This window comes from Stenotrophomonas sp. 63632_Sma (assembly GCF_056482875.1).
Genome location: NZ_CM151220.1, coordinates 2,250,575 through 2,265,950, shown reverse-complemented (window position 1 = coordinate 2,265,950; position 15,376 = coordinate 2,250,575). Strand labels below are relative to the sequence as shown.

15 protein-coding genes are annotated in these 15,376 nt (G+C 66.4%); 12 read left to right on the top strand and 3 right to left on the bottom strand.

The window, feature by feature from the left end; translation table 11 throughout:
- Positions 1–5 precede the first annotated feature (5 nt).
- From ACZK45_RS10495 to ACZK45_RS10485, 3 genes are read left to right on the top strand one after another with little or no spacing between them, the layout of a single operon-like run.
- Positions 6–2,243: an ATP-binding protein gene (locus ACZK45_RS10495; protein WP_478445809.1), complete on the top strand. Its 2,238-nt coding sequence runs from the start codon at positions 6–8 to the stop codon at positions 2,241–2,243.
- Complete coding sequence (locus tag ACZK45_RS10490) at positions 2,240–2,707, top strand: response regulator (protein ID WP_125894043.1); 468 nt, start codon at positions 2,240–2,242, stop codon at positions 2,705–2,707. Before ACZK45_RS10495 ends, ACZK45_RS10490 begins: the two co-directional genes overlap by 4 nt.
- On the top strand, positions 2,700–5,099 hold the full coding sequence (locus ACZK45_RS10485) for a response regulator (RefSeq protein WP_125894041.1): 2,400 nt from the start codon (positions 2,700–2,702) through the stop codon (positions 5,097–5,099). The genes ACZK45_RS10490 and ACZK45_RS10485 overlap by 8 nt, the downstream gene beginning before the upstream one ends.
- A gap of 2 nt (positions 5,100–5,101) precedes the next feature.
- Here ACZK45_RS10485 and ACZK45_RS10480 read toward each other — a convergent pair whose 3' ends face one another.
- Genes ACZK45_RS10480 through ACZK45_RS10470 form a run of 3 tightly spaced genes read right to left on the bottom strand, consistent with a single transcriptional unit; the run spans position 5,102 to position 7,102 of the window.
- Positions 5,102–5,794: a Rossmann-fold NAD(P)-binding domain-containing protein gene (locus ACZK45_RS10480; RefSeq protein WP_478445881.1), complete on the bottom strand. Its 693-nt coding sequence runs from the start codon at positions 5,792–5,794 to the stop codon at positions 5,102–5,104.
- Between the two features lie 13 nt (positions 5,795–5,807).
- Positions 5,808–6,482, bottom strand: coding sequence for a ChrR family anti-sigma-E factor (locus tag ACZK45_RS10475; RefSeq protein WP_253143122.1), 675 nt, complete (start codon positions 6,480–6,482; stop codon positions 5,808–5,810).
- Positions 6,479–7,102, bottom strand: coding sequence for a sigma-70 family RNA polymerase sigma factor (locus ACZK45_RS10470; RefSeq protein ID WP_032127329.1), 624 nt, complete (start codon positions 7,100–7,102; stop codon positions 6,479–6,481). The genes ACZK45_RS10475 and ACZK45_RS10470 overlap by 4 nt, the downstream gene beginning before the upstream one ends.
- Before the next feature lie 134 nt (positions 7,103–7,236).
- Between ACZK45_RS10470 and ACZK45_RS10465 the strand changes: the two genes are divergently transcribed.
- From ACZK45_RS10465 to ACZK45_RS10425, 9 genes are all read left to right on the top strand, one after another.
- Positions 7,237–8,004 carry a hypothetical protein gene (locus ACZK45_RS10465; RefSeq protein WP_253143121.1) on the top strand — a complete coding sequence of 256 codons (768 nt, stop codon included), beginning with the start codon at positions 7,237–7,239 and terminating at the stop codon, positions 8,002–8,004.
- An 82-nt stretch (positions 8,005–8,086) separates the two neighbouring features.
- Positions 8,087–9,037, top strand: coding sequence for an acyl-CoA desaturase (locus ACZK45_RS10460; protein WP_032127330.1), 951 nt, complete (start codon positions 8,087–8,089; stop codon positions 9,035–9,037).
- 1 nt (position 9,038) lies between these two features.
- Positions 9,039–10,316, top strand: coding sequence for an NAD(P)/FAD-dependent oxidoreductase (locus ACZK45_RS10455; RefSeq protein ID WP_478445808.1), 1,278 nt, complete (start codon positions 9,039–9,041; stop codon positions 10,314–10,316).
- On the top strand, positions 10,313–11,080 hold the full coding sequence (locus ACZK45_RS10450; RefSeq protein ID WP_478445807.1) for a DUF1365 domain-containing protein: 768 nt from the start codon (positions 10,313–10,315) through the stop codon (positions 11,078–11,080). The genes ACZK45_RS10455 and ACZK45_RS10450 overlap by 4 nt, the downstream gene beginning before the upstream one ends.
- Complete coding sequence (locus tag ACZK45_RS10445) at positions 11,077–12,336, top strand: class I SAM-dependent methyltransferase (RefSeq protein ID WP_478445806.1); 1,260 nt, start codon at positions 11,077–11,079, stop codon at positions 12,334–12,336. Before ACZK45_RS10450 ends, ACZK45_RS10445 begins: the two co-directional genes overlap by 4 nt.
- A 1-nt stretch (position 12,337) precedes the next feature.
- The gene (locus ACZK45_RS10440) at positions 12,338–12,883 is read left to right on the top strand and encodes a DUF2878 domain-containing protein (RefSeq protein ID WP_478445805.1); all 546 of its coding nucleotides are present in this window, start codon (positions 12,338–12,340) and stop codon (positions 12,881–12,883) included.
- The gene (locus ACZK45_RS10435; RefSeq protein ID WP_478445804.1) at positions 12,880–13,665 is read left to right on the top strand and encodes a DUF1295 domain-containing protein; all 786 of its coding nucleotides are present in this window, start codon (positions 12,880–12,882) and stop codon (positions 13,663–13,665) included. The genes ACZK45_RS10440 and ACZK45_RS10435 overlap by 4 nt, the downstream gene beginning before the upstream one ends.
- A complete protein-coding gene (locus ACZK45_RS10430) occupies positions 13,662–14,735 on the top strand; it encodes an SAM-dependent methyltransferase (protein WP_121503239.1) in 1,074 nt (357 codons plus the stop codon). Before ACZK45_RS10435 ends, ACZK45_RS10430 begins: the two co-directional genes overlap by 4 nt.
- An 8-nt stretch (positions 14,736–14,743) precedes the next feature.
- The gene (locus ACZK45_RS10425) at positions 14,744–15,277 is read left to right on the top strand and encodes a lipocalin family protein (RefSeq protein ID WP_478445803.1); all 534 of its coding nucleotides are present in this window, start codon (positions 14,744–14,746) and stop codon (positions 15,275–15,277) included.
- Positions 15,278–15,376 lie beyond the last annotated feature (99 nt).

Sequence of the window (15,376 nt, the reverse complement as noted above, 5' to 3'; positions counted from 1 at the left end):
CCTTGATGCCTTCTGCTGAGTCCACGCACGACACCGCCCAGTCCCGTTGTGCGCGCGAACCGATTCATACGCCCGGTGCCATCCAGCCATATGGGGTGCTTCTGGTAGTGGAGCCTCAGTCACTGCGGGTGCGTGAGCGCGCCATCAGCCAGCCGGGGTTGCTGAAGCAGTTCGGCGAACCGTTGATGCAGCACGTCAGCGAGGTACTGGGCGGCGTGCTGGCCCCCTTCCAGGCGCTGTTCCAGCAGGCCACGGTGGGCAGCAGCGCCCATGTAGGCGCTGTGCACCTGGACGGCCACGGGCGGCATCAGCTGCTGGTGCATCGCTCCGCCAGCGATCTGCTGATCGAGCTGGAGGCACCGGTTCCCGGCCAACCGGGTTCGCTGGAAGAACTGTATCCGTCGATCCGCGAACTGATGACCGGCATCGAATCGGCTACCACCGTGGAAGATCTGTGCCAGCTGGCGGCCGCGCACATGCGTCGGCTGACCGGCTTCGACCGCACTCTGGTCTACCAGTTCGATGCCGGCTGGAACGGCATCGTGGTCGCCGAGGATGGCAACGGCAAGTTGCCGTCCTACCTGGACCTGCGCTTCCCCGAGTCGGACATTCCGGCCCAGGCCCGCGAGCTGTATCGGCGCAACCGGGTGCGACTGATCGCGGACAACAACTACACCCCTGCCCCGCTGATGCGCAGCGAGGAGCACCGCGACGCGCCGGCCACCGACCTGAGCCTGGCCGTGCTACGCAGCGTTTCGCCCGTGCACCTGCAGTACATGCGCAACATGGGCACCGGCGCGTCGATGTCGGTGTCGCTGGTGCATGAGGGCCAGCTGTGGGGCCTGGTGTCCTGCCACACGATGCAGCCGCGCCGCCTGCCCTATCACGTGCGCACCGCCTGTGAATTCATGGACCAGATCCTGTCGCTGCAAATCGCGCTGAAGGAGCGTGCACGCGCCATCGAAGAACGCGTGGCGCGCCGCTCGGTGCTGGTCAAGCTGCTGGCACGCATCGCCGGCGACGAGGATTTCATGGCTGCGCTGCGCCACGATGAAGCCAGCCTGCTGTCGCTGACCGGTGCCGCAGGCGCCGCCATTGTGCACAAGGGCGACTGCATGCGTGTGGGCCAGTGCCCGCCCGCGACCGACGTGCTGGCCCTGGCCGATTGGCTGGCCGCACAGCAGGCCGGGCAGGAAACGTACTGCAGTGACCATCTGGCAGCCGACTGGGCGCCCGGCGCGCGCCTGTCCGACGTGGCGAGCGGCGTACTGGCGGTGTCCATTTCGCAGCTGCACGACAGCTATCTGATGTGGTTCCGCCCGGAAGTGGTGCACACCGTGCGCTGGGGGGGCGACCCACGCAAAGCGGCGGCGCCCGGCGTGGCACTGTCCCCGCGCAGTTCATTCGAAGCATGGAAAGAGACCGTGCAGCAGCGCAGCCTGCCGTGGAACGACGCCGACCGCGATGCCGCGCACGAGATGCGCACGGCCATCGTCGACATCGTGCTGCGCAAGGCCGAGGAAATGGCTGAGCTCAACGAGCAGCTGGTCCGCAGCAACAAGGAACTCGAAGCGTTTTCCTACTCCGTAAGCCATGACCTGCGCGCGCCATTCCGCCATATCGTCGGTTACTCGGAACTGCTGGGCAGCTCGGCCGGCGAACGCCTCAACGATACCGAGCGCCGCTTCCTGGATACGATCGTGGAGTCGGCCAAATCTGCCGGAACGTTGGTGGACGACCTGCTGAGCTTTTCGCAGATGGGCCGCTCTACGCTGGGCCGGGCGCGGCTGGATATGGCCGCGCTGGCCGAGGATGTGCGCCGGAGCCTGGTCCTGGACTACAGCGGCCGCGACGTGCAGTGGACGCTTGCGCCGTTGCCGGAGGTCGAAGCCGACCCGACGATGCTGCGCCTGGTCTGGCAGAACCTGCTGGCCAACGCGATCAAGTTCACCCGCGAGCGCGAGCAGGCGGTCATCGAGGTCGGTCACCAGCGAAACGACGACGAAGACCACTTCTTCGTGCGCGACAACGGCTGTGGCTTCGACATGCGCTACGTGGACAAGCTGTTCGGCGTATTCCAGCGCCTGCACCACGTCGAGGAATTCGAAGGCACCGGCATTGGCCTGGCCAACGTGCGCCGCATCGTCGGCCGCCACGGCGGCAGGACCTGGGCCGAGGGCGAACCTGGCAAGGGCGCCACGATCCACTTCACCCTACCCCGTTCCACAGGAGATCACCCATGAGGGACCTGCGGCCGATCCTCTTGGTAGAGGACAGCCCCAAGGATGCAGAGCTGACGCTGGCGGCGCTGTCGCGTTGCCAGTTGCTGAACGATGTCATCCATGTACGTGACGGCGCCGAAGCGCTGGATTACCTGCGCTGCGAAGGCAAGTTCGCCGGCGCCATGCACGGCGGCCCGGTGGTGGTGCTGCTGGACCTGAAGCTGCCCAAGGTGAACGGCCTGGAAGTGCTGGAACAGGTGCGTGGTGACGCACAGCTGAGCAGCACCCCGGTGGTGATGCTGACCTCTTCGCGCGAAGAACAGGATCTCGTGCGCAGTTACGAACTGGGCGTGAACGCATTCGTGGTCAAGCCAGTGGACTTCAAGGAGTTCTTCGACGCCATCCAAGGGCTGGGCATGTTCTGGGGCATCACCAACCAGCCCCCGCCGCATCGGCCCAACGGCTCGGGGCAGCACAATGCGTGATGGATCGCGCCGCAGCGAGCGCCTGCGCATCCTCATGCTGGAGGACAGCGCGCTTGATGCGGAGCTGATCAGCGCACAGCTGCAGCGTGCCGGCCTCGATTTCGAGGCCGAGCGCCTGTGGACCCGCAATGCCTTCATCGAGGCAATTGAGAATCGCGCCTTCGATGTGATCCTGGCCGATCATGTGCTGCCCGGATTCGACGGCGACGCTGCACTGGCGCTGGCGCGCGAGCGGATTCCGCAGACGCCCTTCATCTTCGTCTCCGGCACGCTTACCGAGGAGTTGGCCGTGCAGGCGCTGACCCGCGGCGCGCGCGACTACGTGGTCAAGCAGCGCCTGCAGCGCCTGCCGGATGCGATCCGTCGTGCGCGGCAGGAGGCCCATGAACGCACCCAGCTTGTGCAGGCGCAGGCCGCACTGAACGACAGCCAGGCGCAGTTGCAGCAGGTAACCAATGCCGTCCCTGCGCTGATCGCCCAGCTCGACACGGCGCATCGCTACCGCTTCGCGAACAAGGCGTTCCTGGACTGGCACGGCGTCAGCCTGGCCGAACTGCTGGGTCGCGCGGCACGGGATGTCAGCGGCATTTCCGCCTTCGAGCACGCCCTGCCCAGCCTGGAGCGGGTACTGCAGGGCGAGCGCACCAGCTTCCAGGTCGAACTGGTCCACCGCAGCGGCGAATCACGATTCGTGCAGATGGACTGCGTACCGGAACATGCGGCCGATGGCAGCGTGGTCGGCTACATCTGCATGGGCAGCGATGTTTCACTGTTGAAGCAGGCCGAACTGGCGCTGCGCGAGGACAACCAGGTTCTCGAGCGACAGGTGCAGGCACGCACCGCCGAGTTGCGGGCCAGCAAGCGGCGCCTGCAGGCGATCTTCGAATCCAGCTTCCAGCATCAGGTGCTGCTGGATCTGTCCGGACGCGTGGTTGATGCCAATGACGCGTCACTGGCCGCGGTGCTTGCGGACAAGAAGGACACTGTTGGCGCGCGCTTCGGCGAATCGCTCTGGTTTGCCACAACCGATGGCATCAGTGCGCTGATCGACCAGGCCGTCGCCGCAGCCGTACAGGGCCGCAGTTCGCTGCATGCACTGGAACTGGAACTCCCGACCGGGCGGCGCAGCTTCGACTTCTCGTTCCGCCCGCTGCTGGATACCGAAGGCGTGGTCACCGCCGTGGTCTCCGAGGCGGTGGAAACCACCGCGCGGCTACAAGCAGAACACGCGCTTCGCCAGTCACAGAAGATCGAGGCGGTCGGCCAGCTCACCGGCGGCATCGCCCATGATTTCAACAACATCCTGACGGTCATCTCCGGCAACGTCGAGCACGCCATGCTGCTCAACGAACGCGCCGGAGAACCCGGGGCAATGGTCAGCCGTGCACTGGACAATGCACTGAAAGGCGTCGGCCGTGCCGCCAGCCTGACCCAGCGCCTGCTGGCGTTTGCCCGTCGCCAGCCGCTGCACAGCCAGGCCGCCAACCTCAACGAACGCCTGCTGGACATGCACGACATGCTGCAGCGTGCACTGGGTGAGCTGGTGCAGCTGGAGATCCGCAACGCCGAGGACATCTGGTGCGTGGAGATCGACATCAGCCAGCTGGAGGCCTCCGTACTGAACCTGGCGGTCAATGCCCGCGATGCGATGCCGCATGGCGGCCGGCTGGTGATCGAAGTCGACAACAGCCACCTCGACCACGACTACGCCGCCCTGTTTCCCGATGCAACGCCAGGCGAGTACGTGATGTTGCGGGTGCGCGACAATGGCCACGGCATGGACGCAGCGACCCTGGCGCGCGTGTTCGAGCCGTTCTTCACCACCAAGCAGGTTGGCCGCGGCACCGGGCTTGGCCTGTCCATGGTGCATGGCTTCGTCAAGCAGTCCGGTGGCCACGTGCTGATCGACTCGGTGGAAGGCGGCGGTACCAGCATCACCATGATGTTCCCGCGCTCTCCGCTGTCCCTGCCCTGCGAAGCACGCACCCCACAGACCGGCCTGGCGGGTTACTCACCGCGCGAGGAAACCATTCTGGTGGCCGAGGACAATGACGATGTCCGCGCCCACACGGTGGATGCGCTGCGGCTGCTCGGCTACCGCGTGCTGGAAGCCCACGACGGACCCTCCGCACTGCGGCTGCTGGAACGCCCCGACACCAAGGTGGATCTGCTGTTCTCGGACGTGGTGATGCCCGGCATGTCGGGCTGGGAACTGGTGCACGAAGTACGTGAACGCTGGCCGGAAGTCGCCGTCCTGTTCACGTCGGGCTATCCACGCGACCACGACCAGGTGGGCAGCCAGGGACGCGCCGTTTCATTGCTGCCAAAGCCGTTTACCCGCAGTGATCTTGCAGCGGCGGTGCGCACCGCGCTGGAGGCGACGCCGCACTGAGGTCAGGACGCCGGATCGCGCATGCCAGCGGCGATCCGGTTGATGTCCGCGCACTCCACCGTGGCCGGCGGATGCTCCCTGGCGGCCAGCGCAATCATCGCCTGGCCCAGGGCCAGATTGCTGGTCATCAACGAAGGCGCAATCGCACCGGCCAGCTTCATCAACGGCGCGCCGCCCCAGTACAAGGGCTTCAACAGGGCATGACGGGTGCCGGTTCCCGCGACCGGGCTGACGCCACCCGGGCGCAGCATCACCGAGCGCACCGGCAGGGCCTGCAAAGCAACTTCGGTCTCGCCCTTGACCCTCAGCGGCATCAGCCGGCTCTGAGGGTCTGCACCCGCACCGGATACATACAGAAAGCATCCCTCGGGATTCGCGGCCGCCCAGGCACGGGCCACCGCCAGCGTGGTGTCCACGGTAACGCGTCGGTACTCGGCCTCGGCGGTGCCGACCGGTGGCGCACCGGCGCAGTAGAGGCATGCATCGAACCCGGCGAGCTCCTCCACCCGCTCCTGGATACGCAGAAAGTCCGGGACAATCAGTTCGCTGCCGGTGCCGCTCAGACTGCCGGGGTGACGGACCAGCGCGGTCAGGCGGGAGACCTGTTGTGAGCGCTGGCAGGCCAGCACCACACCCTGCCCGACCAGGCCTGCGGCACCGGTCAACAGAATCCGCAATGCACCCGTCCCGACCATCATCGCACCCGCCTCAGAGTTTCACGAAACGCTGGATCTTCCGCGCCAGCCAACCGCTGAACACCAACGGCGCATCCAACGCAGACACGCAGATGCACGGCACACCCGGCGCGGTCACCGGCTGGTGCTCCACCTCCTCGTCCAGATCCGCAACGTCACCCGGCGCGAACAGCCCCAGCGCGTCGTTGTAGGAACCGCGCAGGATCTGGGTCAGCTCGCTGCGGCCATGGCTGTGCATGGGCAGGCACTTGCCGGGGGCGATCTTCAGCATGATCAGCGAGGGCATCTGCTCGGCCCGGATGCAGTGCACCCCCGGCGCCATCCAACGCCAGCGCAGGTCACCCAGCGAGGTGCCAAAGTAGGGATGCAGTGACGCCGGCAGATGATCGGGATCAGCCTCGGGCCGATCCTTCGGCATAGGGCGCAGGGATTCCGCCATGGCCATCGGCGTTTCCGTGGCCAGCTGCATCAGCATGGCCTCGCGCAACTGTTCGCGCCGCGTGTCGGTTGCAGGCGGCTGGGTCTGCTCCAGCAGCACCGAACCGATCGCCTCAGCATCGCGCAGGCGCTGACGGCAATGCGGGCACTGCTCCAGATGGGCACCGGCCACGATGCTCAACGGCGCCGGCAGCGCACCGGCGGCATAGCTCATCAGCGTGGATTCGTGCAGGTGGTGGTGCGGATTCACAGCACACCTCCCACTTTCGCCTGCAGTTGCAGGAAGGCACGGCGCAGGTGCGATTTGACCGTCCCCAGCGGCATACCCAGCGCTTCGGCGATTTCGCTGTGGCTCTTGGCTTCGAAATAGGACATCCGCACCAGCCGTGCCTGCACCGCAGGCAGCTCGTTGATGCGCTGGCGCAGACGCGCCTGGTCGGCGAACTGCTCGGCGCTGCTGCGCTCGATCACATCCAGCGTCGCCGCGTCCTCCACTGCCGCCTGCACCTGCATCCAGCTGCGCTCACGGCGCACTCGATCGATATGCAGGTTGCGGGCGATGCGATACAGCCACGTACTCAGCGCCCCCTGTGCCGGATCGAAATCGGCGGCCCGCAGCCATAGGCGCAACAGGCATTCCTGCGCCAGCTCCTCGGCTACGGCATCGGGTGCGCCCAGGCCGCGCAGGTACACGCACAGCCGCGGCATGAAGTAGTCGTAGATCCGCATGAAACACTCGCGGTCGCGCAGCCGCGCCACGCCGTCCATGTCACCGGCCCAGTTCGTCGGCTCGCTGCTCGGCTGCTGGGAACTGGACACGGTGCGTGCGGTATCGAAGTTGAGGAGTGTGCTGGCGGCGTCAGGGTACATCTGCGTTCGCGGCGGGCAGGTGAAGGTCTTCCTCTGTACGCGCAGGGGCAGCCATTGGATGCAGTCGGCACTGCGCATCCAACCGGGCGCCCCCGCCGTATGACCTGAGAGACCTCCGCTTCCGGATGAACACCATGCGCACTGCCTGGCTGCTGTTGTGCCTGCCCCACGCCGCGCTGGCGGCACCCTGGCTGCGAAATGAGGGTGTGGCCACCTCCGCGCAGGGCGACATCCTCTACCGTGAAGTGCACTGGCGGCGCGAGGCAACGGAGGGTGCCGAACGCTGGGTGCTGTACCAGTGCCCGGATGGCCAGCCCTTCGCCCGCAAGCATCTGCCCGCCAGCGCCCGCCCGCAGGCACGGGGCTATTCGCTGCAGGACCGCCGCAGCGGCCAGACCGCCGAAGTCGACGCCACTGGCGACTCGGTGTCGATTGCCTGGAAGGAAGATGCCGCCAGCCAGCCGCATCAGCGCCGGCTTGAACTGCCGCCGGACGCGGTGATCGATGCAGGGTTCGACGCTGCGGTGCGCCTGCACTGGCCGGCGCTGCTGCGCGGCGAACGCATCAGTCTGCCCTTCCTGGTACCTGGGCGGCAGCGCTACTTCCCGGTGCAGGTGCGGCGCATCGGTCCGGTACGTTGGCAGGGTATTGATGGGCAGTCGATCGACGTCAGTCTGGACACCTGGTACGGCGGCATCGCCCCGCGTCTGTCACTCGTCTATGCCAGCACCGACCGCCGCCTGCTGGAATTCCGCGGTACCAGCAACCTGCGCGATGCACGCGGCACTTATCCGCAGGTGACGGTGCGCTTCAGCTCGCCTGCTGCCGAGCAGACTGCCGCGGAATGGCAGCAGGCCTGGACGCATCCTCTGGTCGACCGCTGCGCCGTGACGCCCAGGTGAAGTCGAGATTCTTCGCGTCGCAGCGCATCCATTGCACGCGCTGCTGCGTACAGGTAGACACGACACCCGCCGAGATCCCCCAATGGCCTCTGTAGCGCCCCTCCCCCGTCGACGCTCGCGCCTGCTGCGTACGCTGCAGCGCTGGATCGACACCGGCAACGTCGCAGAGACCACCGGCGAACAGCCCGGCCGCATCGACTGGTTGCGCGCCGTGCCATTCGCACTGATGCACCTGGCCTGCATCGCTGTGCTCTGGGTCGGAATCTCATGGACAGCGGTGATCGTCGCCGCAGTGCTTTATGCGGTGCGCATGTTCGCCATCACGGCGTTCTATCACCGCTATTTCTCGCACCGGACCTTCCAGGCATCGCGGCCGGTGCAGTTCGTGTTCGCTGTCATCGGCGCCTCCAGCGTGCAGCGTGGGCCGCTTTGGTGGGCCGCCCATCATCGCCATCACCATCGCCATGCCGACCAGCCGCTGGATCCGCACTCGCCACGCGAGGGCGGCTTCTGGCGCAGCCACATGGGTTGGTTCCTGACCCGCGAGGCGTTCGCCACCGATCTGTCACGGGTGCCGGACCTGGCGCGCTTCCCCGAACTGCGCTGGCTGGACCGTTTCGATACGGCCGTACCGGTACTGCTGGCCGCAGCGCTGTATGCATTGGGCGCCGGGTTGGAGCGCTGGGCACCGGGCCTGCACACCTCCGGCCCACAGCTGCTGGTGTGGGGCTTCTTCATCTCCACCATCGTGCTGTTCCATGCCACGGTCACCATCAATTCGCTGGCGCATCGATTCGGCCGCCGCCGCTTCGACACACGCGATGACAGCCGCAACAACCTCTGGCTGGCGCTGCTCACCTTCGGCGAAGGCTGGCACAACAACCACCACTTCTTCCCCGGCACTGTCCGCCAGGGCTTCCGCTGGTGGGAAGTGGATTTGACCTGGTACGGACTGCGCGCGATGGCGGCCCTGGGCCTGGTCAAAGGTCTCAAGCCCATCCCCGAGTGGGTCCTGGCCAAGGCGAGGTACTGACATGCGCATCGCCGTCATCGGCTCGGGTATCGCGGGGCTGGCCAGTGCCTGGTGGCTCGATGGCCAGCACGACGTCACGCTGTTCGAGGCCAACGACTACCTCGGTGGCCATACCCACACGCACGACGTCCAGGTGGGTGGGACACGCATGGCCGTGGATACCGGGTTCATCGTGTTCAATCCCCAGCACTATCCGCTGCTGACCGCGCTCTTCGACGAGCTGGGTGTGGCTTCGCAACCGACCACGATGAGCTTCTCGATGCACAGCGAGCGCAGCGGCGTGGAGTACAACGCCACCTCGCTGGATGGCCTGTTCTGCCAGCGCCGCAACCTGGTGTCACCTCGATTCTGGGGCATGCTGGCCGACCTGCGCCGGTTCTATCGGGATGCGCCGTTGCTGCTGGCCGAGGAAAACGGCCCCACGCTCGGCGAGTACCTGCGCAGCCAGCGCTATGGCGAGGCCTTCATCGACGAGCACCTGCTGCCGATGGCCTCGGCACTGTGGTCCTCACCGACCGCCACCGTGCAGGACTTCCCGGCGCGCTACCTGGCCCAGTTCATGGCCAATCACCAGATGCTGCAGATGACCGGGCGCCCGAGCTGGCGGGTGGTCAGCGGGGGATCGGCGCGCTACGTGGATGCGCTGCGCCGCCGCTGGCGGGTGCATGAGCGGCTGCAATGCCCGGTCAGGATGGTCGAACGCATGCCCTGGGGTGCACGCGTGCACAGCGCGGCCGGCGCGGAGGCCTTCGACGAAGTGATCCTGGCCTGCCACAGCGACCAGGCGCTGGCGTTGCTGGCCGACGCCGATGCCATCGAGCGTGAGGTCCTTGGCGCCATCCGCTATCAATCCAACGAGGCCGTACTGCATACCGATGCCTCTTTGCTGCCGCGCAACCGCAAGGCGTGGGCGGCATGGAACGCGCACGTGCCAGAGGATCGCGCCGCGCCCTGCACGGTCAGCTACTGCATGAACCTGCTGCAGGGCCTGCCCGGCGATACGCCCCTGGTGGTTACCCTCAACCGCAGCGAGGCAATCGATCCGGCCAAAGTACTGCGTACGCTGCGCTATGCCCACCCGGTGCACGACCACGCCGCGGTGCGGGCACAGCAGCGCTGGGCGGAACTGCAGGGCCGTCGCCATACGTGGTTCGCAGGCGCCTATTGGGGCTGGGGCTTCCATGAGGATGGCATCCGCAGCGCCCGCCGCGTGGTCGATGCCCTGCAGGCCTGCGCTCCACATCGGCTGGCATCCGCCTCGGATGAGGTGGCGGCATGAGTGCCAGCGCGCTCTACATCGGGCAGGTGGTGCATCGCCGGCATCATCCGCACCCGCATGCCTTCCGTTACCCCATCGCCCAGCTGCTGCTCGATCTGGACGAACTCGATACGGTGTTCGCCGGACGCTGGTTGTGGTCGGTCAATCGCCGCAACCTGGCCGAGTTCCGCCGCAGCGACTACTTCGGCGATCCCGCACGGCCACTGGCCGATGCCATCCGCGATCACGCTGCCCACACGCTTGGCTACCGGCCGACCGGCCCGGTGCGCCTGCTCACCCATCTTCGCTTTGCCGGGCACGTGTTCAACCCGGTCAGTTTCTACTACTGCTACCAGGCCGACGGCAGCACGCTGGACTGCATCGTGGCCGAGATCACCAACACGCCCTGGAAGGAACGGCACGCCTATGTGCTGCCGGTCGCTACCGCCACGCACGAAGGCAGCTCACTGCGTTGGCAGTTCGACAAGTGCTTCCATGTCTCGCCGTTCATGCCGATGGACTGCGGCTACGACTGGCGGTTCAACCGCCCCGACCAGGACCTGCGCGTGCACATGCAGGTCTGGCGGGACGGCGTGCGCCAGTTTGATGCCACCCAGGCCATGCAGCGGCGTGCCTTGGATGGCCGCGGGCTGGCCCGGGTCCTGGCCTGCTATCCCCTGATGACCACCCAGGTGGTGGCCGCCATTCACTGGCACGCACTGCGGCTGTGGTTGAAACGCAACCCGGTGCACGACCACCCCACTCTTGCCGAGAAACCGCGATGAACTCGATGACTCCCCGGGTTGCCCTGCCGCGCCCCGGTGCCTTGGACGCGTTCCTGCGCCGCCGCCTGCTGGCCCAGCTTGCCCCGATGCGCGACGGTCGGCTGTGCGTGCGCGATGCACTCGGCGAAGTCTGGCTGGGCGATGCCCGTGGTGAACTGCATGTCACCGTCACCATCGATGACCCGGCGTTCTATCGCAAGGTGGCTGCGCAAGGCAGCGTGGGCGCAGGTGATAGCTACATCCAGGGCGAGTGGCACTGCGATGATCTGGTGGCACTGATCCGGCTGCTGGTGCGCAATCGCGATCTGCTCGACGGCATGGAGCGTGGCCCGGCCCGCTTGGGTGGGGGGATGCTGCGGGTCTGGAACCGCCTGCGCCGCAACAGCCGTGAAGGCAGCCGCCGCAATATCGCCGCGCACTATGACCTGGGCAACGACTTCTTTGCCCTGTTCCTGTCGCCGGACCTGATGTATTCGTCAGCGATGTTCGACAGCGAATCCGAGTCATTGGAATCCGCCTCGCGACGCAAGCTGGACCGCATCTGCCAGCAGCTGCAACTCAAGCCAGGCGACCGTGTGGTGGAGATCGGCACCGGCTGGGGCGGTTTCGCGGTACACGCCGCCCAGCACTATGGCTGCCATGTGACCACCACCACCATCTCCGCGGAACAGCATGCGCTGGCCGCCCAGCGCGTAGAGGCGGCGGGCCTGCAGGATCAGGTCACGCTGCTGATGCAGGACTACCGCGACCTGCAGGGCCAGTTCGACAAGCTGGTCTCGATCGAGATGATCGAAGCGATCGGCGCCGAGTACCTGGACACCTACATGGCTACACTGCAACGCCTGCTCAAGCCGGATGGCGTTGCCCTGCTGCAGGCCATCACCATCGAGGACCATCGCTACGAACAGGCCCGGCGCAGCGTCGACTACATCAAGCGCTATGTATTTCCGGGCAGCTTCATCCCATCGATCAACGCGATCATGGCCGCCAAGACCCGATCCAGCGACCTGCAGCTGATCGCCCAGCAGGACTTCGGCCACTCCTACGCACTGACCCTGCGCGCCTGGCGCCAGCGCTTCCTGGCCCAGCTGCCTGCGGTGCAGGCGCAGGGCTTTGATGCGCACTTCTGCCGGTTGTGGGAGTTCTATCTGGCCTATTGCGAGGGCGGCTTCCTGGAACGTTCGATCGGCGTCTCGCATCTGCTGCTGGCCCGTCCGGACCACCGGCCCGTCCTCGCTGCGACCGACAGCCACTGACATGCATCGCTTCTGGGCCAATCTGCTCGGCAACCAGCTGGTCTGGCTGTGTGCCGTGGCCGGCGCGGGCCGCGGCTGGCAGTGGCCCGCGCTACTGGCCGCTGCGCTCTACATCGGCAGCCAGCTGCTGACCTCACCGCGCCCCCGGCTGGATCTGCGGCTGTTGATGTTGGCACTGGCCTGCGCATGGCTGGTCGACGCCAGTGCCGCCGCCAGCGGCGCCGTGCGCTACGCTGCTGCCCCGTTGGGCTGGACTCCGCCCCCTTGGATCATGGCGTTGTGGGCCGCGTTTGCGATGACGCTGACCACTTCGATGCGCTTCCTGCTGCGCCACCCTGCCCTGCCAGCCCTGTTTGGCCTGTTGCTGGCCCCGCTGGCGTATCTCTCCGCAGCGCGCGGTTTCGAGGCGGTCCGTTTCACTGCGCCGCTGTGGCAGGGCCTGCTGGTGCTGGGTGTGGGCTGGAGCATCGCGCTTTCGCTGCTGTGCATGGCCGCTCGTCGCGGCTCCCGCACCCTCCCGCCGCCCTTGGCAGGAGCACCGTCATGATCAATCTATTGTGGGTGCTGCTGTATGCCGTACTTGTGATGAGCTGGGGTTGGGCCTGGCAGCGCCGCCACGACAACATCGGCGTGGTCGATGTGCTCTGGGCCAAGGGCGTGGGCGCATCAGCCCTGTTGCTGGCGTGGCTCGGCGATGGTGCGGCGGCGCCACGGATGGCGCTCGGCGTGCTCGGTGGCCTGTGGGGCAGTCGACTCGCCTTGCACCTGTGGCACCGGGTCCGCCACGAACAGGAAGACGGCCGCTACCGTTATCTGCGCGAGCACTGGCAAGGGCATCAAGGCAAGATCTTCGGCTTCTTCATGGCCCAGGCGCTGCTGGTCGTGCTGTTCGCCCTGCCCTTCGTCGCGGTGGCGGCCAATCCGCAGACAAGCATGACGTTGTGGATCGTGGCCGCCGCACATGTCTGGCTGCTGAGCGTCGGCGGCGAGAGCCTGGCCGACCGCCAGTTGGCCCGCTTCCGCGCCGACCCGGCGAACAAGGGCCTCACCTGCCGCGAGGGGCTCTGGCGCTACTCCCGCCACCCCAACTACTTCTTCGAGTGGCTGCACTGGTTCAGCTATGTCCTGCTCGCGGTCGGCTCGCCACTGTGGTGGCTGGCCTGGGCCGGCCCGCTGCTGATGTACGTGTTCCTGCGCTATCTCAGCGGCATTCCCTTCACTGAAAAGCAAGCGCTGCGCAGCCGAGGCGACGACTACCGCGCCTACCAGCGCACTACCTCGATGTTCTTTCCCTGGTTCCCCCGTTCTTCCAAGGAGCATTCCGCATGAGCGCGATCCCGTCACTGAATCCGGCCGAAGATGCGGAAACCGGGCTGATCGCCTGGGCCGAACGTGGGCTGGTGCCCGATGCGGCGCTGCGTGCGGGCATCCGCCGCTTGTGCGCGCAACGCCTGCATGAGGAAAGCGAAGGCGGCATCGAAGGCCAATCGGCACGCTTCAGCCAGCGCATCACCGAGCTGGCCGACAGCCCACTCGCGCTACATACCGAAGCGGCCAACCGCCAGCACTACGAAGTTCCCGCGGCATTCTTCCAGGCCTGCCTGGGCAAGCGGCTGAAGTACAGCAGCTGCTACTACGCCACCGGGCGCGAAACGCTGGACCAGGCCGAGGACGCCATGCTGGAACTGTACGGCCAGCGCGCCGGACTGGCCGATGGCCAGCAGATACTTGAGCTGGGCTGCGGCTGGGGCTCATTGACCCTGTGGATGGCCGAACGTTACCCGCAGGCGCATATCACCGCCGTCTCCAACTCGCACAGCCAACGCCAGTACATCATGGCGCAGTGCCAGGCGCGCGGCCTGGGCAACGTCGAGGTGATGACCCGCGACGTCAACCAGCTTGACCTGCCGACGGCCCGGTTCGACCGCTGTGTCTCGGTGGAGATGTTCGAGCACGTACGCAACTACCAGCGCCTGCTGGCAGGCATCGCACGGTGGCTGAAACCGGACGGTGCACTGTTCGTGCACATCTTCGCCCATCGCACACTGATGTATCCGTTCGAGACAGACGGCGGCGACAACTGGATGGGTCGCCACTTCTTTACCGGCGGACTGATGCCGGCGGCCGACACACTGCTGCATTTCCAGCGCGACCTGCGCCTGGAGCAACGGTGGTTGCTGGACGGCACCCATTACCAGCGCACGGCCGACCACTGGCTGGCCAACCAGGATGCAGCCCGCGAGCGGGTGATGCCGGTATTGATCGCCACCTATGGCCAGGCTGCAGCGAAGGTCTGGTGGCAGCGCTGGCGCATGTTCTGGATGGCATGCGCCGAGCTGTTCGGCTACGACGACGGCCAGCAGTGGCTGGTGGCCCACTATCTGTTCCGACCCCGCTGAGGTGCCCGATGCGCATGTTTCCGCTGCTCCCCCTGATCGCGGTCGGCCTGTTCGGTTCCGGCTGCAGCTCCAGCGAAACCCGCCCGTTGCCGCGTCCGCCGTCGGTGGATGTACCGCGCTTCATGGGCGACTGGTACGTAATCGCGCATATCCCGTCGCGCCCTGAGCGCGAGGCCTTCGACGCCGTGGAGAGCTATGCCCTGCGCCCCGATGGACGCATCCAGACCACCTTCACTTACCGCAAAGGCAGCTTCGACGCGCCACAGAAGTCGATGCACCCCGTCGGCCGTGTCGAGAAGGAAGGCAACGGCGCGATCTGGGGCATGCAGTTCATCTGGCCGATCCAGGCTGAGTACGTGATCGCCTGGCTCGATGAAAGCTACCATCAGACCATCGTGGCACGAAGCAAGCGCGATTACGTCTGGTACATGGCCCGCACCCCGCAGGTATCGGACAGTGACTACCAGCAAGCGGTCGAGCGGATTGCGGCCATGGGTTACGACACCCACAAGCTGAGGCGGGTGCCGCAGTCGGTGAGATGACGCGGAGCCTTCTCCCCGGGCGGATCTTCCTGAAGCATCAGTGGTTGATCAATCTCAATGTCTACATGGAACCCGGCTGCCGGCTTCGCGACCCCGAAG